This is a genomic window from Kitasatospora sp. NPDC024654, assembly GCF_055559155.1.
This window is the reverse complement of sequence record NZ_JBVHLF010000001.1, coordinates 249,464-267,898: the sequence shown is the minus strand read 5'-3', so window position 1 is coordinate 267,898 and position 18,435 is coordinate 249,464. Positions and strand designations below refer to the sequence as shown.

Sequence of the window (18,435 nt, the reverse complement as noted above, 5' to 3'; positions counted from 1 at the left end):
GCTGCGTGCTCTGTCCGCTCTCCCCCCCTCTCCTCTCCCGTTCGTTCCTCTCTCCTCCCCCCCCCCCCCCCCCCCCCCCCCCCCCCCCCCCCCCCCCCCCCCCCCCCCCCCCCCCCCCCGACGCACCGTCAGGCCTCGTCCGCCAGCACCTCGTCGATCCGGGCCGCCAGCTGGAAGTCCAGGCTGGTGATGCCGCCCGTGCTGTAGGTGGTGCAGACGAAGGTGAGAGTGGTCCACCGGATGTCGATGTCCGGGTGGTGGTCCAGCACCTCGGCGGCCTCGGCGACGGTGTCCACCACCCGGATCCCCGCCATGAAATTGCGGGCCTCGGCGGTCCGCCGGATGGCTTTGCCGTCGCGGGTCCAGTTCGGCAGCCGCCTCAGCCCGTCCGCGATCTCTTCCTCGGTCAGCAGGGTGTCATTGCTCATCGCGTCACTCCAGGTCAGGAGGGAGTCGCCCGAACATGGGCGCAAACCCGACAAATGGTGCAGTCGTCCGAGCATAGGTCGCGGACGGTTCGTCACCCGGCCGTCCGGTCCGGGTGTCGGCCGCCTCAGCCGAGCAGCAGCTTGATCACCGCGACCAGACCGACCAGCACGATCAGCGTGCGCAGCGCGATCGGCGGCAGCCGGCGGCCGACCCGGGCGCCCAGCACGCCGCCGAGCGCCGAACCGACCGCGATCAGCAGCACCGCCAACCAGTCGATCGACGTGGTGAACAGGAAGAAGACCGCGGCCACCCCGTTCACCAGCAGCGCGAGCACGTTCTTCACCGCGTTCATCCGCTGCAGGTCGTCGCGGAGCAGCATGCCCATCAGGGCCAGCAGCAGCACTCCCTGGGCGGCGCCGAAGTAGCCGCCGTAGACGCCGGTGAGGAAGACCGAGCCCAGCAGCAGCGGGCCGACCGTCGGCTGGTGGTCGGCGCCCTTGCGGGCCGCCACCGCCCGGGCCACCCGCGGCTGCAGCACCACCAGCACCAGCGCGATCAGGATCAGCGCCGGCACTACCGCGGCGAAGGCACTGCCGGGCAGCCGGGTGAGCAGCACCGCGCCGAGCAGCCCGCCGAGCAGCGAGGCGGTGCCGAGGCGCAGCAGCCGGGACCGTTGGCCGACCAGCTCACGCCGGTAGCCGAGCACCCCGCTGAACGAGCCGGGCACCAGGCCCAGCGTGTTCGAGACGTTCGCGGTCACCGGTGGCAGCCCGAGCGCGAGCAGCACGGGAAAGGTGAGCAGGGTGCCCGACCCGACGATCACGTTGATGGTGCCCGCGCCGGCGCCGGCCGCGAAGACCGCCAGCCCTTCCCAGGGAGTCATGAGTTCTGTCCTTGCCTGTCGCTTGTCCACTCCCGTCCGGGTAGCGGCGATCGCGATCATGCCGGACCGCGCCCGGGCCGCCCAGTGTGTTTCAGGACACGAGACGTCAAGGCCGCGACACGTCCCCCGACACGCCCCGACGCCCGGCACGCGGGTGCGTGCCGGGCGTCGGGTGCGGGTCGGGTCAGGTCACTCCGGATCGATCGTCGGGTACTCCCGGCCCGGGTTCACCCGCGGCCGCGCCGCGCCCTTGTCCTCAGTGTCCAGCGGGCGGGGCCCGTTCGCCGGGCCGACCGGCGGCCGGCCGCCGTCGCCCTCCACCGGCACAGGCTGCTTCTGCAGGCTGGGCCCGGCGGCCGCCGAGCCGTTCGGGGCCCCGCCACCGGTCATCCCGTTGAACGCGCCGCCGAGGCCCTTGAGCGCGTCGCCGACCTCGCTGGGGATGATCCAGAGCTTGTTGGCGTCGCCCTTGGCCAGCTCGGGCAGGGTCTGCAGGTACTGGTAGGCGAGCAGCTTCTGGTCGGCGTCGCCGTCGTGGATGGCCTCGAAGACGGTCCGGATCGCCGCCGCCTCACCGTCCGCGCGCAGCACCGCGGCCTGCGCCTCACCCTCGGCCTTCAGCACCTCGGCCTGCTTCTCACCCTCGGCGCGCAGGATCGCCGCCTGCCGGGCACCCTCGGCGGTCAGCACGGCGGCGCGCTTGTCCCGGTCGGCGCGCATCTGCTTCTCCATCGAGTCCTGGATGGAGGTCGGCGGCTCGATCGCCTTGAGCTCGACCCGGTTGACCCGGATGCCCCACTTGCCGGTCGCCTCGTCGAGCACACCGCGCAGGCCGGCGTTGATCACCTCGCGCGAGGTCAGGGTGGACTCCAGGTCCATCGAACCGATGATGTTGCGCAGCGTGGTGACGGTGAGCTGCTCGATCGCCTGGATGTAGCTGGCCACCTCGTAGGTCGCGGCCCGGGCGTCGGTCACCTGGTAGTAGATGACGGTGTCGATGTTCACCACCAGGTTGTCCTGGGTGATCACCGGCTGCGGCGGGAACGGGACGACCTGCTCGCGCAGGTCGATCCGGTTGCGGATGGTGTCGATGAACGGCACCACGATGTTCAGGCCCGCGTTCAGGGTGCGGGTGTAGCGGCCGAAGCGCTCCACGATCGCCGCACTGGCCTGTGGGATCACCTGGATGGTCCGGATCAGTGCGATGAAGGCCACCACGACCAGAACGACCAGCACGATGAGGACGGGTTCCACGGTCTCTCCCCTAGACGACCAGGGCGGTCGCGCCCTGGATTTCGACGACATCCACCTGCTGCCCCGGTTCGAACACCCGGTCCGGGTGCAGCGACCGGGCCGACCAGATCTCGCCGTTGAGCTTGATCCGGCCGCCGTGCCCGTCCACCCGCTCCTGCACCAGCGCGGTCGCGCCGCGCAGCGCGTCGATCCCCATCCGGACCTCCGGACCCTTCCGGAGGTGCCGGTAGGCGATCGGCCGGAGGACGACCAGCGTGGCGACCGAGACCACCACGAAGAGCAGGAACTGCCAGACCACCCCGGCACCGATCCCCGCCACCAGTGCGGCGACGGCGGCACCGATCGCGAACATGCCGAACTCCGGGAGCCCCGTGATCGCCAGCGGCACCCCCAGCCCTGCGGCGATCAGAAGCCACCACACCCAGCTGTCCACGGACCCATCCTAGGGACGAAACGGCGTCAGATGTGGTGGCTTCCCGCAGGTGGACAGGCGGAAACCGGCGGTCGGGCGCGGGCTCAGCCCAGCGGCAGGCCCTGGGCCGACCAGCGGTCGCCGTGCCGCTCCAGGGTCAGCGGCAGGCCGAAGCAGAGCGAGAGGTTGCGGGCGGTCAGCTCGGTGTCGATCGGGCCGGCGGCCAGTACCCTGCCCTGACGGATCATCAGCACGTGGGTGAAGCCGGGGGCGATCTCCTCGACGTGGTGGGTGACCATCGCCATCGAGGGCGCGTAGGCGTCCTGGGCGAGCGCCCCGAGCCGGCGCACCAGGTCCTCCCGGCCGCCCAGGTCGAGGCCGGCCGCGGGCTCGTCGAGCAGCAGCAGCTCGGGGTCGGTCATCAGGCCGCGGGCGATCAGGGTGCGCTTGCGCTCGCCCTCGGAGAGGGTGCCGAACTTGCGCTGCTCGTAGCCGGCCATGCCGAGCCGGTCGAGCAGGGCCAGCGCACGCGACTCGTCGGTGGTCTCGTAGGTCTCCTGCCAGGTGGCGGTCATGCCGTAGGCGGCGGTGAGCACGGTCTGCAGCACGGTCTGCTCGCGCGGGATCCGGTCCAGCATCGAGGCGCCGGCCAGGCCGATCCGCTGGCGCAGCTCGAAGACGTCCACCGAGCCGAGCTTCTCGCCGAGGACCGCGACGGTGCCGCTGGTCGGGTGGAGGTAGCTGGCGGCGACCTGGAGGAGGGTGGTCTTGCCAGCGCCGTTGGGCCCCAGGATCACCCAGCGCTCACCCTCCGCGACCGACCAGGAAACCTGGCTGATCAGTGCGCGCCCTTCCCGGATCACGGATACGTCAACCAGCTCCAGCACGTCGCTCATGCCCAGCCTTCCCCAATGCAGAATGTTCGGCCCGTCCGAGGTCCGGCGCGTCGGGTCCTCGGGGTGCGGTCCACGTGTCGACAAGTCGGTGCGGGCGGGCAGCCTACTCCGCCGGCCGGGTAGGCAGGGAGGGAGTGCGGCCTTTCGCGCGCAGCACAGGCCAAACCTACGCCACCCGGGTGGCGTGCTTGTCCGTAGGCTGGCGGGATGCAGTCGACTCCTGCCGAGAATCCCTATTCCGAACCCCGTTCCGCCCGGCTGACCGCCTGGGGCAACTCGATGCTGGGCGGCTTCGCGCCGCCCGACCACGTGGTGGAGGAGGTGGTCGGGTCGGACGAGCGGCACCGGGTCGCCGGGCTGCCCGGGGACGCCGAGGGCGAGCTGCACGGGCTCAGCTGGGCGCTCGGGCGGCTGCGGGTGCTCGGGGTCACCGGGCTGCGGCTGGCGCTGCCCGCGGAGGGGCATCCGCTCGGGCTGACCGGGCCGGCCGGCTTCAACGGGCTGGCGATGGCGTCCGGCGAGGCGGTGCTCGCGGTCGGGGCGCCGCTCGGGTTCGTGCCGGAGGTGGAGGTGTACGGGCCACCCGGGGACCAGTCGGCGACCGTGCTCTGGCGCTGCCACGAGGTGCGCGACGCGCCGCCGGCCGACGTCCCCTCGCTGCACGAGGCCGAGCGGGAGCTGGCGGACGGGCTGCGCGAGGCGACCGTGCTGCTGACCCGCCTCGACGTGGCCGGGGCGGGACCGCAGGCGCTGCGGGCGCTGGAGCAGTACCGGCGGCGCGGGCACAGCGAGCTGCTGGCGCCCGGCTACCCGCCGCGAGCGGTACGGGTGCTGGAGTCGGCGCGGCAGGTCTCCGCGCTGCTGGCGATCGCCGCCGGGTCGCACGGCGCGGCGGTGAGCGCCGGGGAGATGGCCGCCCGGGCGGCGGTGCTGGCGCCGCTGCGGCGCACGGCGCGCCGGGCCCAGGTGGCGGCGTACAACGCGCTGGTGGACGAGCGGGGCTGAGCGCGGCTACGCGGCGCCGTTGCGGACCGCCCAGAGCGCGGCCTGGGTGCGGTCGGCGAGGTCCAGCTTCATCAGGATGTTGGAGACGTGGGTCTTCACCGTCTTCTCGGAGAGGTTGAGGGTGCGGGCGATCTCCCGGTTGGAGCGGCCGTCCGCGATATGGCCGAGCACCTCGCGCTCGCGCTCGGTCAGCGTGCCGCCGCGGCCCTGCGGCGGGCGTGGGCCGTCGTCGGCGAGCAGCGCGCCGGCCAGCTCGGGCTGGAGCAGCACGTGCCCGGCGTGCACCGAGCGGATCGCCCCGGCCAGCGCCTCCGGGTCGACGTCCTTGTAGACGTACCCGGCGGCGCCGGCCCGCAGCGCGGGGACCACCGTGCGGTGCTCGGTGAAGCTGGTGACGATCAGCACCCGGGCCCGGCTGCCCGCCTCCTTGAGCCGGCGCAGCGCCTCGATGCCGTCCACGCCCGGCATCTTGACGTCCATCAGGACGACGTCCGGTGCCACCTCCCGGGCCCTCTCCACGCCCTCGGCGCCGTCCGCGGCCTCGCCGACCACCTCGATGTCGTCCTGCACCTCCAGGAAGGTGCGCAGGCCGCGGCGGACCACCTGGTGGTCGTCGACCAGCAGCACCCGGATCGGGTGGGAGCGCTCCTCAGGCACCGGGGACCTCCAGCTCGATGACGGTCCCCTGGCCGGGGGCCGATGTCAGGGTGAGCCGGCCGCCGACCGCCTGGGCGCGGTCCCGCATCGAGACCAGCCCGAGGTGCCGGCCGGCCCGGCGGACCCGCTCGGGGTCGAAGCCGTGGCCGTCGTCGGCGACCCGGAGCAGCGCGCCGCGGCCCCGGGTGCCGCGCAGCAACACCCGCACCTCCTTGGCGTCGGCGTGCCGCAGGGCGTTGTGCAGCGCCTCCTGGGCGACCCGCAGCACGGCCGCCTCCTGGGCCGGCGGCAGGGTGCGCACGCCGTCGGCGTCGAACCGGACGGCCGCCACGTGCGCCCGGTCCAACACCTGCACCTGTGAGGCCAAGGTGGCCACCAGGCCGTCCTCGTCGAGCGCGGCCGGGCGCAACTCGACCACCACGTCCCGCAGTTCGTCGGCCGCCTCGGCGGCCAGCCGGGCCACCTCGGCGAGTTCGGCGCGGGCCCGGGCCGGGTCGCGCTCCAGCAGGGTGGCGGCGGCCTTGGCGGTGAGCCGCAGCGAGAAGAGCTTCTGCGAGACGGCGTCGTGCAGGTCGTGCGCGATCCGGGCCCGCTCGCCGGCCAGCGTCAGCTCCCGGCTGCGCTCGTAGAGCTGGGCGTTGCGCAGCGCTATCGAGGCGTGGGCGGCGAGCATCCGGAGCAGCTGCTCGTCGTGGTCGGTGAACCCGCCGTCCTTGTTCGCCAGGAAGATCGCGCCCAGGATCTCCTCGCCGTCCAGGATCGGCATCCCGAGGAAGTCCTGCAGGTCGGGGTGGGCTTCCGGCCAGCCCTCGAAGGCGGGCGCCCGGCGGACGTCGGTCAGCCGGGTCGGCTCCAGCTCGTGCAGCATGGTGGCGAGCACCCCGTGCTGGCGCGGCAGCGGCCCGATCGCCCGCCACTGCTCGTCGGTCACCCCGTCCACCACGAACTGCGCGAACCCGCCGTGGTCGTCCGGCACCCCGAGCGCCGCGTACTCGGCCCCGAGCAGGCTGCGGGCGGAGGCGGTGATCCGGCGCAGCACCTCGCGCACCTCCAGGTGCCCGCTCATCGCCAGCACCGCCGCGCTCACGGCCTCCAGCCCGTCCAGGCACGGGTCCTCGGTCATCCCCATGCGCTCACCGTACCGCCGGGCCGGGCGGCGGCACCTCGGGCGCGGGACCGTCGGACGTAGGCCTCGGGCCCTACGTCCGACGGTCCCGCGCGGCCGACACGGGTCAGATGTCGCGGAAGGTCTCGATCTGGGCGCCGATCGAGTTGAGGCGCTCGGCGAGGTCCTCGTAGCCGCGGTTGATGACGTAGACGTTGCGCAGCACCGAGGTGCCCTCGGTGGCGAGCATGGCGAGCAGGACGACCACGGCCGGGCGCAGCGCCGGGGGGCAGACCATCTCGGCCGCGCGCCAGCGGGTGGGGCCCTCGACCAGGACCCGGTGCGGGTCCATGAGTTGGACGTTGGCGCCGAGCCGGGTGAGCTCGGTGAGGTAGATCGCGCGGTTGTCGTAGACCCAGTCGTGGATCAGCGTGGAGCCCTGCGCGGTGGCCGCGATGGCGGCGAAGAAGGGCACGTTGTCGATGTTGATGCCGGGGAACGGCATCGGGTGGATCTTGTCGATCGGCGAACGCAACTTGGACGGGCGGACGGTGAGGTCGACCAGCCGGGTGCGGCCGTTGTCCGCCACGTACTCCGGGCTGCGGTCGTAGTCCAGGCCCATCTCCTCCAGCACCGCGAGCTCGATCTCGAGGAACTCCACGGGCGCCCGGCGGACGGTCAGTTCGGAGGAGGTCACCACGGCGGCGGCGATCAGGCTCATCGCCTCGACCGGGTCCTCGGAGGGGGCGTAGTCGACGTCGCAGGTGATCTCGGGGAGGCCGTGCACGGTGAGGGTGGTGGTGCCGATGCCCTCGATCCCGACGCCGAGGCGCTCCAGGAAGAAGCAGAGGTCCTGGACCATGTAGTTGGGGCTGGCGTTGCGGATCACGCTCACGCCGTCGTGCCGGGCGGCGGCCAGCAGGGCGTTCTCGGTCACCGTGTCGCCGCGCTCGGTCAGCACGATCGGGCGGTCCGGGCTGACCGTGCGGTCCACCGTGGCGTGGTACAGGCCGGTGGTGGCGGCGACCTCCAGGCCGAACCGGCGCAGCGCGGCCATGTGCGGCTCCACGGTGCGGGTGCCCAGGTCGCAGCCGCCGGCGTAGGGCAGCTTGAAGCGGTCCACCCGGTGCATCAGCGGCCCGAGGAACATGATGATGGACCGGGTCCGGCGGGCGGCGTCGGCGTCCATCGCGGCCAGGTCGAGCTCGGCCGGCGGGGTGATCTCCAGGTCGGCGCCGTCGTTGATCCAGCGGGTCTTCACGCCGATGCTGTTGAGCACCTCGAGGAGGCGGTAGACCTCCTCGATCCGGGCCACCCGGCGCAGCGTGGTGCGGCCGGTGGTGAGCAGCGAGGCGCAGAGCAGCGCTACGCAGGCGTTCTTGCTGGTCTTGACGTCGATGCCGCCGGAGAGCCGGCGCCCGCCGACCACCCGCAGGTGCATCGGGCCGGCGTAGCCGAGCGAGACGATCTCGCTGTCCAGCGCCTCGGAGATCCGTGCGATCATCTCAAGGCTGATGTTCTGCCCGCCGTTCTCGATCCGGTTGACGGCGCTCTGGCTGGTGCCCAGCGCCGCTCCGAGTTCGGCCTGCGTCCAGCCACGGTGCTTACGGGCGTCACGGATGAGCCGGCCGATACGGGCGAGGTAGTCGTCTGCCATGCGGCGACGATATCTCATGAATGAGATATGGACCTGGGCGGTACCCCCATTCGGGGGAACCGCCCAGGTCATGGGTGCTTGAGGCGCGGTCAGCCCTGCTGCATGACCTCCGGCTCGTGCCGGCGCAGCAGACGCAGCACCAGGAAGGCCAGCGCGGTGGAGATGGCCACCAGCGCGAGCGAGTCGATGGACCACTGCAGGGCGCTGTGCTTCCACAGGCCGTCATGCTCGTTCAGGTGCGCGGGGTCGAGCACCATCAGGTGACCGAGGTCCAGCGTGGTGCCGACCACGGCGACGCCCCAGCGGGCCGGCATCAGCCAGGCGAACTGCGCCAGCCCGGCCTTGTCGAAGAGCTGGAACAGGCAGCCGGTGAAGACCACCTGGACGATGGCGAACATCACCAGCAGCGGCATGGTCTTCTCGGCGGTCTTCACCAGCGAGGAGATCACCAGGCCGAACATCATCGAGGCGAAGCTGAGCAGGATGATGCCGATGGCCATCTCGACGGCCGGGGCGTTCTTGAAGATCAGGCCCTCGGTGGGCAGCTTGCGGGTGGAGAAGCCGACCGCCGCGATGATCGTGCCCTGCAGGATGCTGAAGAAGCCCAGCACGATGATCTTCGACATCAGGTACGCCGACCTGGACAGGCCGGTGGCGCGTTCCCGTTCGTAGATCGCCCGCTCCTTGATCAGCTCACGGACCGAGTTGGCCGCGCCGGAGAAGCAGGCCCCGATCGCCAGCACCAGCATGATGGTGCCGGCCGCGTTGTTGGAGCCGCGCGGGTTGGGTTGCAGCCCGTAGGTGGCCGGGACGACGGTACTGACCACCCCGAGCACCGCCGGCAGCAGCACCGACAGCGCCAGGAAGCCCTTGTCGGAGGCGATCACCGAGCAGTACCGGCGGATCAGCGTCCACAGCTGGGAGCCGTAACTCTGCGGCTTCGGCGGGTGGATCTGCTGCTGGGCGATCGGCGCCGACTGGTGCTGCTGCACGGCCACCGCGTCGACGTCCGCGGAGTACTGCTGGTAGTGCACCGAACTGCGGTAGCGGCCGGCCCAGTCGTGGTCCGGGTAGTTCTCGAAGGCCTGGAAGACGTCCGCCCAGGTCTCGTAGCCGAAGAAGTGCAGGGCCTCGTCCGGCGGGCCGAAGTAGGCCACCGACCCACCCGGGGCCATCACCAACAGCCGGTCGCAGAGCGCGAGTTCGGCCACCGAGTGGGTGACCACCAGGATCGTCCGACCGTCGTCGGCCAGGCCGCGCAGCATCTGCATGACCTCACGGTCCATGCCCGGGTCGAGACCCGAGGTGGGCTCGTCCAGGAAGATCAGCGAGGGCTTGGTGAGCAGCTCCAGGGCGACCGAGACGCGCTTCTGCTGGCCGCCGGAGAGCGCGGTGATCCGGTTGTCGGCGCGCTTGTCCAGGCGCAGCTCGTAGAGCACCTCGTCGATCCGGCGGGCGCGCTCGGCCGGCTCGGTGTCGCCGGGGAAGCGCAGCCGGGCCGCGTACTTGAGGCCGGTGCGGACGGTCAGCTCCTTGTGCAGGATCTCCGACTGCGGCACCAGGCCGATCCGCTGGCGCAGTTCGGCGAACTGCTTGTAGAGGTTGCGGCCGTCGTACAGCACCTCGCCGCGGTCGGCCGGGCGGTAGCCGGTGAGCGCGCGCAGCAGGGTGGACTTGCCGGAGCCGGACGGGCCGATCACGGCGACCAGCGACTTCTCCGGCACGCCGAAGCTGACGTCGCTGAGCAGCACCTTCTTGGCGCCCTTGTGCTCGACCTCGACGGTCAGGTGGTGGGCGGAGAAGGAGACCGGGCCGTTGTCGATGAACTCCTGCAACTGGTCGCCGACCAGCTGGAACGAGGAGTGGCCGACCGTCAGGCGGTCCTGCGGGCCGAGCAGCTGGCGCTGCACCGGCTGACCGTTGACGTAGATCCGGTTGTGCGAGCCGAGGTCGACGATCTCGTAGCGGCCGTCGGGCAGTTGGCGCAGCTCGGCGTGGTGGCGGGAGACCTGGAGGTCGGAGACCACGATGTCGTTGTCGAGCGCGCGGCCGATCCGGATCACTCGCATCCCGGCCGTCAGGCTGCGGATCATCGTCGGGTTGCGCTCGCCGGCCACCGGGGCGGCGGCCTGCGGCGGAACGGCCTGCCGCGGCTGGACGCCCGGCCCGGACTGCGACGGCTGCGGCTGCGCCGGCGGCGGGGCCCACTGCTGGGCGGCCTGCGGCGGAACGGCCTGCGCTGCCGGCTGGCCCGGCTGGACATGCTGCTGCCAGGGCTGCTGGTCGTACGCCGGCGCCGGCTGCTGCCAGGCCTGCCCGGCGCCCGCGCCCGCTCCGGCGGCGGCGGGCGCCGTCGCGGCCGGAGCGGGCGCGGCGGCCGGGGCGCTGAAGCTGAGCCGCGGCCCGTTCTCGGCGTTGCCGAGGTTGATCACCGTTCCGGGTGCGAGCCGGGTCTGCTGGGTCCGCGCCCCACCCAGGTAGGTACCGTTGGTGCTGCCGTGGTCCTCCAAAAGCCAGCCACTACCGTCGTAGGAGATGGTGGCGTGCCGCCACGAGACCCGGGCGTCGTCGAACGGGAAGCTCGACTGCGGGTCCCTCCCGATGGTGTAGGGCTCCCCCGGTTGGAGTGTCCGGTACTGCCCGTTGATCTCAAGTACGAGTTGCGGCACTGTTCCGCCTGCCCCGCTCTCTCGGTCCCCCGTGGTTCTCCCTGAGGGGAGAGTGGTGAATTGTCGCTTCTGACGGGGGGTAATCATTCCAGCTCGGCCAGGACGGCGGAAAGTCGCCCCCGCCGACTGTGACCTGGCGGAAACCATGTCACGGTCCACGTAACGGACGGTCCCGGAATCCGTCCGCTCCGCCAGGTAGCGTGGGGCACACCATGAATCCCATGCCACCGCAGCCCCGGACCGCCGAAGACGAGCGCACCCTGCTGGTCAAGGTGTTCGGCAAGGACCGTCCTGGTATCACCACCGGCCTCTTCACCACCCTGGCGGCCTTCGACGTCGACGTGATCGACATCGAGCAGGTCGTCACGCGTGGCCGGATAACGCTCTGCGCGCTGGTCACGCCGCCGGCCGGCGGTGCCCCGGGGGCGGAGGGCGGCCTGCGTTCCACCGTGCACCGGTGGGCCGAGGAGCAGAAGCTGCAGGCCGAGATCATCTCCGGCACCGGTGACAACCGGCCACGCCGGGAGGGCCGTTCGCACGTCACCGTGCTCGGCCATCCGCTCACCGCGGCGGCCGTCTCCGCGCTGACCGCCCGGATCGCCGAGGCGGGCGGCAACATCGACCGGGTGTTCCGGCTGGCCAAGTACCCGGTGACGGCGGTCGAGCTGGCGGTCTCCGGGGTGGCCACCGAGCTGCTGCGGGCGGAACTGGCCCGCGAGGCGGCCGTCCAGCGGGTGGATGTCGCGGTGGTCTCGGCGGGCTTGGAGCGCCGGGCCAAGCGGCTGGTGGTGATGGACGTCGACTCCACGCTGATCCAGGACGAGGTGATCGAGCTCTTCGCCGCGCACGCGGGCTGCGAGGCCGAGGTGGCCCAGGTGACGGCCGCGGCGATGCGGGGCGAGCTGGACTTCGCGGAGTCGTTGCGGGCCCGGGTGGCGCTGCTGGCCGGGCTGGACGCGGGGGTGGTGGAGAAGGTGCGCACGGAGGTCCGGCTCACGCCGGGGGCACGCACCCTGATCCGCACCCTCCAGCGGCTGGGGTACCAGGTGGCCGTGGTCTCCGGCGGGTTCACCCAGGTCACCGACTACCTGGTGGAGTTGCTCGGGCTGGACTTCGCCGCCGCCAACACCCTGGAGGTCGAGAACGGCCGGTTCACCGGCCGGGTCACCGGGGAGATCGTCGACCGCGCCGGCAAGGCCCGCTGGCTGACCCGGTTCGCCGCGCAGGCCCGGGTGCCGTTGGAGCAGACGGTGGCGATCGGTGACGGCGCCAACGACCTGGACATGCTGAACACGGCCGGCCTGGGCGTGGCCTTCAACGCCAAGCCGGTGGTCCGCGAGGCCGCCGACACCGCGGTCAACGTGCCGTTCCTGGACACCGTCCTCTACCTGCTCGGGATCACCCGTGAGGAGGTCGAGGCGGCCGACGAGCTGCACGGCACCCCGTCCGAGTAGTCGCCGCCCGAGCAGGGGTGCGGGAGCGCTCCCGCGGGCGCGCTCCCGCACCCCTCGGGCCGGTCAGTCCGGCACGAAGAACGAGACCAGCTTGGCGGCGCCCGGCTCCACCGTCTTCCAGGAGCCGTCGAAGGCCAGCACGGCGACGGCCGCGGTCGGGAAGCCCCGCTGGCGCAGCTCGGCCAGTGTGCCGCCGATGCTCTCGCCCCCGGCCAGCACCTCGGTGAGGTTCTGCACGCCGGGGTTGTGGCCGACCAGCAACAGGTCGTGGACGTCCTCGGGGGTCTCCTTGAGCACCTCGATGATCTCGCCGGCGGTCGCGTCGTAGATGCGCTCCTCGAAGACCGTCCGGCGGGCCCGCTTGGGCAGCTCGTGGCCGGCCAGCTTCCAGGTCTCCCGGGTCCGCACCGAGCTGGAGCAGAGCACGTAGTCGGGGTTGATCCGGGAGTCGGCCAGCCAGCGGCCGGCGACCGGCGCCTGCTGCCGACCGCGGTCGGCGAGCGGGCGCTCGTGGTCGGCCACCTGCGGCCAGTCGGCCTTCGCGTGCCGAAGCACGATGATCCTGCGGGACGTGTCGACGCTCATTCCGCCAGCTTGGCAGAAAAGCCCGACCGGGGCGCGGCGCTCCCGGACGCCACCACCCGCGGGAGTGGTGGGTGACCGGACGTCAGCCCATCGACTGCGCGATGGTCGCCACGATGGAGACCACCACGAGCAGGCCGAAGATGATGCCGAACAGCCCGAGGAGCTTCTTCTGGCTGTTCTGGGGGTTGGGATCGAGGACAGGCATGGGTACGAGTGTGGCACCCGGGCGCCGCTCCCCCGGCTCCCGGGGTGCACTGCTTGACCTGCGCTTGAACCTTCCGGCCCGGAGGGCGGCTCAGCCGACCTCGTCCTCGATGTGCCGGGCCCGGGCGGCCCGCAGGCCGATCAGCAGCTGCGGGACGAGCAGCGCGACCAGGAAGCCGAGCGGGACGTGCCAGCCGTGGGTGCCCTGGTAGAGCCGGCCGACCAGGATCGGCCCGGGGATGGAGATCAGGTAGCCGACGCCCTGGGCGAAGGCGGAGAGCTGGGCCACCCCGCCACTGGTCCGGGCGCGCAGGCCGATCATCGTCAGGGTGAGCCCGAAGGCGCAGTTGGACAGGCCCGCCAGCAGCGCCCAGAGCCAGGCGCCGGCCGCCGGGGCGAGGGCCAGGCCGAGGTAGCCGGCGATCCCGCAGCAGGCCAGCGCCACCACGAAGACACGCTGGTCGGCACGGCGGGCGGCCCAGTTGGGGAGGAGGAAGGAGACCGGCACGCCGATCGCCATGGTGGCCGCGAGCAGCAGCCCGGAGGTGCCGGCGGAGACCCCGGCGTCCTGGTAGATCTGCGGCAGCCAGCCCATGGTGGCGTAGGCGTTGGTGGCCTGCAGGCCGAAGAAGAGGCCCAGCGCCCAGGCGGTGGGGCTGCGCAGGATCGGCAGTCGGTCGGCGCTCCGGCTCCGGCCGTCGGCCGCCGCGCGGCCGTCCCGGCGCAGCGCCACGGTGAGCAGCCAGAGCAGCAGCGCGACCCCGCCGGCCACCGCCCAGATGCCCAGGCCGAGCCGCCAGCTGCCGCCGAGCGCGTCGGTCAGCGGCACGGTGACGGCGGCGGCCAGCGCGGTGCCGCCGGAGAGCGCCATCGAGTAGAGGCCGATCATCGGGCCGACCCGGTCCGGGAAGTACCGCTTGATGACGACCGGGATCAGCACGTTGGAGACCGCGACCCCGGCCAGTGCGACGGCGGTGAGCAGCAGGAAGGGCGCCGTCCCGCCGGCGAACGAGCGCGCCGCCACCCCGAGCGTGATGGCGCCCATGCCGGCGGTGACCACCAGCGTCGGGCCGAAGCGGCGGGCCAGCCCGGGCGCGGCGAAGCCGAACAGCGCGAAGCAGATCGACGGCACGGCGGTGAGCAGCCCGGCCACCGTCGGGCTCATCCCGAGGCTGGTGCGGACCTCCTTGAGCAGCGGCCCGAGGCTGGTCACCACCGGCCGCAGGTTGAAGGCGGCCACCGCGACGGCGGTCGCGAGCAGCCCGCCGAGCAGGCGGGCCCGAGGCCGGTCGGGGGGCGGCTGCTCGCCGGTGCGGGCCGCGACGGTGGTCTCTGCTGCGCTGGACATGGAGAGCATCATAGAATGATGGGATGAATTAGCGAAGCGCGGGAGAGGGAAGATGGTGCCAGCGGCACCGCAGCCTTCCAGCCCTTCGCGCGACCAAGGAGTCCCATGACGCTGTCCTCGCCCCGGCGCACCCCGCTGGCCGACCAGGTGATCGCCCAGCTGCGGGCCCAGATCACCTCGGGCGAGTGGCCGGTCGGCTCGCGCATCCCGACCGAGGCCGCCCTGGTCGAGCAGCTCGGGGTGGCGCGCAACACCGTGCGCGAGGCGGTCCGGGCGCTGGCGCACAACGGGCTACTGGACATCCGGCAGGGTTCCGGCACCTACGTGCTGGCCACCAGCGAGCTGGCCGGGGTGATGCACCGGCGGTTCTCCGACGCCGACCAGGCGCAGGTGGCCGAGCTTCGCTCGGCGCTGGAGGCCTCGGCCGCGGCGCTGGCCGCCGCCCGGCGCACCGAGCGGGACCTGGTGCTGATGGAGAACGCGCTGGCCCGGCGGGAGGAGGCCTGGTTCGGCGGCGACCCGGAGTGCTTCGTGCAGACGGACGCGGCCTTCCACCAGAGCGTGGTGGCCGCCGCCCACAACGACGTGCTGGCCGCGCTCTACGCGGACCTGGGCGAGGTGCTGCGGGCGCACCTGCGGCAGGACGTCGGGCCGGTGCTCTCCCCCGAGCGGTACGTCGGGCACGACCGGATCCTGGCCGCGATCCGGGCCGGCGACGCGGTGGCGGCCTCGATGGAGTCGTCGAACGTGATCGGCGCGTGCGAACGGGCCGATCGCGGCTGACCCACCCCGGACACCGCGCTGCCCCGGACACCGAAGGCGTCCGGGGCAGCGGCGTACCGAGGGGGTGTCAGGCGCCGATCGCGTGCAGCCCGCCGTCCACGTGGACGATCTCGCCGGTGGTCTTCGGGAACCAGTCCGAGAGCATGGCGACCACGCCGCGGCCGGCCGGCTCGGGGTCGGTGACGTCCCACTCCAGCGGCGAGCGGTGGTTCCAGGTGTCGGCCAGCTGGTCGAAGCCGGGGATCGACTTGGCCGCCATCGACTTGATCGGGCCGGCCGAGACCAGGTTGCAGCGGACGTTCTGCTTGCCCAGGTCACGGGCCAGGTAGCGGGAGGTGGCCTCCAGCGCGGCCTTGGCCGGGCCCATCCAGTCGTACTGCGGCCAGGCCAGCTGGGCGTCGAAGGTCAGGCCGACCACCGAGCCGCCGCCCTCCATGAGCGGCAGGCAGGCCATGGTCAGCGACTTCAGCGAGTAGGCCGAGACGTGCATCGCGGTGGCGACCGACTCCCACGGGGTGTTCAGGAAGTTGCCGCCGAGCGCGTCCTGCGGCGCGAAGCCAATTGAGTGCACCACGCCGTCCAGGCCGCCGAGCTCGGCGCGGACCTGGTCGGCCAGGCCGGCCAGGTGCTCGGTGTTGGTGACGTCCAGCTCCAGCACCTTGGCCGGGGCCGGCAGCTTCTTGGCGATCCGCTCGGTCAGGCTGGGCCGGGGGAAGGCGGTCAGGATGACCTGGGCACCCTGCTCCTGGGCCAGCTTGGCGGTGTGGAAGGCGATGGAGGACTCCATCAGCACACCGGTGACCAGGATCCTCTTGCCCTCAAGAATTCCGCTCATGTGATCAGTGACCCATGCCCAATCCGCCGTCCACGGGAATGACGGCTCCGGTGATGTACGCGGCCTCGTCGGAGGCGAGGAACCGCACGGTTGCGGCGATCTCGGCCGGCGCCGCGTAACGGGCCAGCGGCACCCCCGCGACGATCTCCTGGCGGCGCTCCTCGCTGAGCACCGCGGTCATGTCGGTGTCCACGAAGCCGGGCGAGACCACGTTGACGGTGACGCCGCGCGGGCCGAACTCGCGCGCCAGCGAACGGGCGAAGCCGACCAGGCCGGCCTTGGAGGCGGCGTAGTTGGCCTGGCCGGGCGAGCCGGTCAGCCCGACCACCGAGGAGACCAGCACCACCCGGCCGCGACGGGCCCGCAGCATCTTCGCGGAGGCACGCTTGACCACCCGGAAGGCACCGGTGAGGTTGGTGTCCAGTACCTGGGTGAAGTCGTCCTCGGTCATCCGCAGCATCAGGACGTCCTTGGTGATGCCCGCGTTGGCGACCAGCACCTCGACCGGACCGTTCTTCCCCTCGATCTCGGTGAAGGCGGCGTCGACCTGGGCGGCGTCGGTGATGTCGCAGCGGACCGCGAGCACGTCGTACTTCGCGAGCTGCTCGGGGACCTCCCCGGAACGGCTGGTGATGGCGACCTTGTCGCCCGCCTCGGCGAAGGCCTGGGCGATGGCGAGGCCGATGCCCCGGTTACCTCCGGTGACGAGAACCGAGCGGCTCAACGGTGTCACCTCTCCTAGTTCGTGGTCGGTACGTTCGTTTCGGTACGTGGAGAACGTACGCAATGTGACGCTATCGGTCGGCTCCGGGCCTCGGCGCATCGAGCCTCGACAGGTCATGAGCTGCGGAACTGTCACCTTCCGACAACCATCCGGCCACACCCCGGACCACGGACGGATCCATCCTAGTGATCGGGAACAACCGGGCCGCCAGGCCCGTTGCCCTCACGGTGCGCGGCACCTCCGCACCGAGAGCGACCAGGACGGAGCCCCGATGACCGAGGCAGACCCCACGATCTCCAGGCACCGGGGCCGGCTGCTGGCCCTCACCGCGCTGGCCGCCGCGGTGGGAGCCGCGGCCTGGGCCCTGCGCGATGTCCCGGCCGCGTTCGGCCGCCGGCCCGATCCCGAGCGGGACGCCCGGATCCGGAACTCCCCGCAGTTCGCGAACGGCACCTTCCACAACACCCCCTCCACGCTGGCCCGGGCCGCCGAGGGCCCGACCGTCGACCGGGCCACCGTGCGGCGGATGCTCTTCGAGCGGGCCGGCCGCACCCCCGTGCTCCCGGTGCCGACCGTCCGGCCGGACGGCGAGGGGCGCCCGCCGGCCGAGGGCGTGGAGATCGTCTGGTACGGCCACGCCTCCGCACTGGTCGAACTGGAGGGTGCCCGGGTGCTGTTGGACCCGATCTGGAGCGACCGCTGCTCCCCTTCCGAACACCTGGGCCCCAAGCGGTTGCACCCGGTCCCGGTCGAGCTGGAGGAGCTGCCGGCGGTCGACGTGGTGCTCATCTCGCACGACCACTACGACCACCTGGACATGCCGACCGTCAAGCGGCTGGTGCTCAGCCAGTCCGCGCCGTTCGCCGTGCCGCTCGGCATCGGTGGCCACCTGCGCCGCTGGGGCGTACCCGAGCACCGGATCATCGAGCTGGACTGGAACGAGACCTGCACGCTGGGCGAGCTCACCGTCACGCTCACCTCGGCGCACCACTTCTCCGGCCGCTCGCTGACCCGCAACACCACGCTCTGGGGCTCCTGGGTGATCGCCGGACCGACCCGCAAGGTCTTCTACACCGGCGACTCCGGCTACTTCGAGGGCTATGCGGCGATCGGTGCCGAGCACGGCCCCTTCGACGCCTCGCTGGTGCAGATCGGCGCGTACGACGCGGCCTGGGCCGACATCCACATGACCCCGGAGGACGCCGTGCTGGCGCACCGGGACCTCGACGGCGGCCTGCTGGTGCCGGTCCACTGGTGCACCTTCAACCTCGGCCTGCACCGGTGGTCCGAGCCGATCGAGCGGCTGGTCGGGGAGGCCAAGGCGCAGGGCGTCCCGCTCGCGGTGCCGCGCCCCGGCGAGCGGGTGGACGTGGCCGACCCGCCGGAGCTGGACCACTGGTGGGAGGGCCTGGCCTGAGCGTCCGGTCCGCCACGCCGGCCGCGAAATCGCCTGGCCGAACAACCCGGTGACAGGACATGATGCGGTGCGGGTGCCCCTGCCCCGGGACGCCCGCACCGCCGTCACGATCCCCCGC

At 72.3% G+C, this 18,435-nt stretch carries 18 protein-coding genes; 4 read left to right on the top strand and 14 right to left on the bottom strand.

Features of this window, described 5'->3' with window-relative positions:
• Window positions 1-128: 128 nt before the first annotated feature.
• From ACZ38L_RS01195 to ACZ38L_RS01175, 5 genes are all read right to left on the bottom strand, one after another.
• Window positions 129-428 carry a 4a-hydroxytetrahydrobiopterin dehydratase gene (locus tag ACZ38L_RS01195; protein ID WP_396560673.1) on the bottom strand — a complete coding sequence of 100 codons (300 nt, stop codon included), beginning with the start codon at window positions 426-428 and terminating at the stop codon, window positions 129-131.
• Between the two features lie 125 nt (window positions 429-553).
• A complete protein-coding gene (locus ACZ38L_RS01190; protein WP_465687998.1) occupies window positions 554-1,312 on the bottom strand; it encodes a sulfite exporter TauE/SafE family protein in 759 nt (252 codons plus the stop codon).
• Window positions 1,313-1,501: 189 nt separating this feature from the next.
• On the bottom strand, window positions 1,502-2,566 hold the full coding sequence (locus ACZ38L_RS01185; RefSeq protein ID WP_465687996.1) for an SPFH domain-containing protein: 1,065 nt from the start codon (window positions 2,564-2,566) through the stop codon (window positions 1,502-1,504).
• Between the two features lie 10 nt (window positions 2,567-2,576).
• Complete coding sequence (locus tag ACZ38L_RS01180) at window positions 2,577-2,999, bottom strand: NfeD family protein (RefSeq protein WP_465687994.1); 423 nt, start codon at window positions 2,997-2,999, stop codon at window positions 2,577-2,579.
• A gap of 83 nt (window positions 3,000-3,082) precedes the next feature.
• The gene (locus ACZ38L_RS01175; RefSeq protein WP_465687992.1) at window positions 3,083-3,874 is read right to left on the bottom strand and encodes an ABC transporter ATP-binding protein; all 792 of its coding nucleotides are present in this window, start codon (window positions 3,872-3,874) and stop codon (window positions 3,083-3,085) included.
• A gap of 207 nt (window positions 3,875-4,081) precedes the next feature.
• Here ACZ38L_RS01175 and ACZ38L_RS01170 point away from each other — a divergent pair, with 207 nt between their 5' ends.
• Entirely contained in the window at window positions 4,082-4,879 is a 798-nt protein-coding gene (locus ACZ38L_RS01170; protein ID WP_465687990.1) for a hypothetical protein, read from the top strand.
• A gap of 6 nt (window positions 4,880-4,885) precedes the next feature.
• Here the strand turns inward: ACZ38L_RS01170 and ACZ38L_RS01165 are convergent, their stop codons facing one another.
• The 4 genes from ACZ38L_RS01165 to ACZ38L_RS01150 all read right to left on the bottom strand — a co-directional run bounded on the left by ACZ38L_RS01165 (window position 4,886) and on the right by ACZ38L_RS01150 (window position 10,967).
• Window positions 4,886-5,536, bottom strand: a complete 651-nt coding sequence (locus ACZ38L_RS01165; protein WP_465687988.1) for a response regulator — start codon at window positions 5,534-5,536, stop codon at window positions 4,886-4,888.
• Window positions 5,529-6,659 carry a GAF domain-containing sensor histidine kinase gene (locus ACZ38L_RS01160; protein ID WP_465688027.1) on the bottom strand — a complete coding sequence of 377 codons (1,131 nt, stop codon included), beginning with the start codon at window positions 6,657-6,659 and terminating at the stop codon, window positions 5,529-5,531. The genes ACZ38L_RS01165 and ACZ38L_RS01160 overlap by 8 nt, the downstream gene beginning before the upstream one ends.
• A gap of 109 nt (window positions 6,660-6,768) precedes the next feature.
• Complete coding sequence (locus tag ACZ38L_RS01155) at window positions 6,769-8,298, bottom strand: helix-turn-helix domain-containing protein (protein WP_465687986.1); 1,530 nt, start codon at window positions 8,296-8,298, stop codon at window positions 6,769-6,771.
• 89 nt (window positions 8,299-8,387) lie between these two features.
• Window positions 8,388-10,967 carry an FHA domain-containing protein gene (locus tag ACZ38L_RS01150; RefSeq protein ID WP_465687984.1) on the bottom strand — a complete coding sequence of 860 codons (2,580 nt, stop codon included), beginning with the start codon at window positions 10,965-10,967 and terminating at the stop codon, window positions 8,388-8,390.
• 212 nt (window positions 10,968-11,179) lie between these two features.
• On the opposite strand from ACZ38L_RS01150, the gene serB reads away from it, so the two are divergent.
• Complete coding sequence (serB, locus tag ACZ38L_RS01145; protein ID WP_465687982.1) at window positions 11,180-12,421, top strand: phosphoserine phosphatase SerB; 1,242 nt, start codon at window positions 11,180-11,182, stop codon at window positions 12,419-12,421.
• Window positions 12,422-12,484: 63 nt separating this feature from the next.
• Here the strand turns inward: serB and ACZ38L_RS01140 are convergent, their stop codons facing one another.
• The 3 genes from ACZ38L_RS01140 to ACZ38L_RS01130 all read right to left on the bottom strand — a co-directional run bounded on the left by ACZ38L_RS01140 (window position 12,485) and on the right by ACZ38L_RS01130 (window position 14,558).
• On the bottom strand, window positions 12,485-13,006 hold the full coding sequence (locus ACZ38L_RS01140; protein WP_465687980.1) for a SixA phosphatase family protein: 522 nt from the start codon (window positions 13,004-13,006) through the stop codon (window positions 12,485-12,487).
• 82 nt (window positions 13,007-13,088) lie between these two features.
• Window positions 13,089-13,211 carry an SGM_5486 family transporter-associated protein gene (locus ACZ38L_RS01135; RefSeq protein WP_396560652.1) on the bottom strand — a complete coding sequence of 41 codons (123 nt, stop codon included), beginning with the start codon at window positions 13,209-13,211 and terminating at the stop codon, window positions 13,089-13,091.
• Between the two features lie 90 nt (window positions 13,212-13,301).
• Window positions 13,302-14,558: a CynX/NimT family MFS transporter gene (locus ACZ38L_RS01130; RefSeq protein WP_465687977.1), complete on the bottom strand. Its 1,257-nt coding sequence runs from the start codon at window positions 14,556-14,558 to the stop codon at window positions 13,302-13,304.
• A 105-nt stretch (window positions 14,559-14,663) separates the two neighbouring features.
• Here ACZ38L_RS01130 and ACZ38L_RS01125 point away from each other — a divergent pair, with 105 nt between their 5' ends.
• A complete protein-coding gene (locus tag ACZ38L_RS01125) occupies window positions 14,664-15,341 on the top strand; it encodes a FadR/GntR family transcriptional regulator (RefSeq protein WP_396560648.1) in 678 nt (225 codons plus the stop codon).
• 67 nt (window positions 15,342-15,408) lie between these two features.
• Here the strand turns inward: ACZ38L_RS01125 and fabI are convergent, their stop codons facing one another.
• Both fabI and fabG read right to left on the bottom strand, forming a co-directional pair.
• Window positions 15,409-16,176: an enoyl-ACP reductase FabI gene (fabI, locus tag ACZ38L_RS01120; RefSeq protein WP_465687975.1), complete on the bottom strand. Its 768-nt coding sequence runs from the start codon at window positions 16,174-16,176 to the stop codon at window positions 15,409-15,411.
• Window positions 16,177-16,180: 4 nt separating this feature from the next.
• On the bottom strand, window positions 16,181-16,900 hold the full coding sequence (gene fabG / locus ACZ38L_RS01115; protein ID WP_396560645.1) for a 3-oxoacyl-[acyl-carrier-protein] reductase: 720 nt from the start codon (window positions 16,898-16,900) through the stop codon (window positions 16,181-16,183).
• 271 nt (window positions 16,901-17,171) lie between these two features.
• Here fabG and ACZ38L_RS01110 point away from each other — a divergent pair, with 271 nt between their 5' ends.
• On the top strand, window positions 17,172-18,317 hold the full coding sequence (locus ACZ38L_RS01110) for an MBL fold metallo-hydrolase (RefSeq protein ID WP_465687972.1): 1,146 nt from the start codon (window positions 17,172-17,174) through the stop codon (window positions 18,315-18,317).
• Window positions 18,318-18,435: the final 118 nt, after the last annotated feature.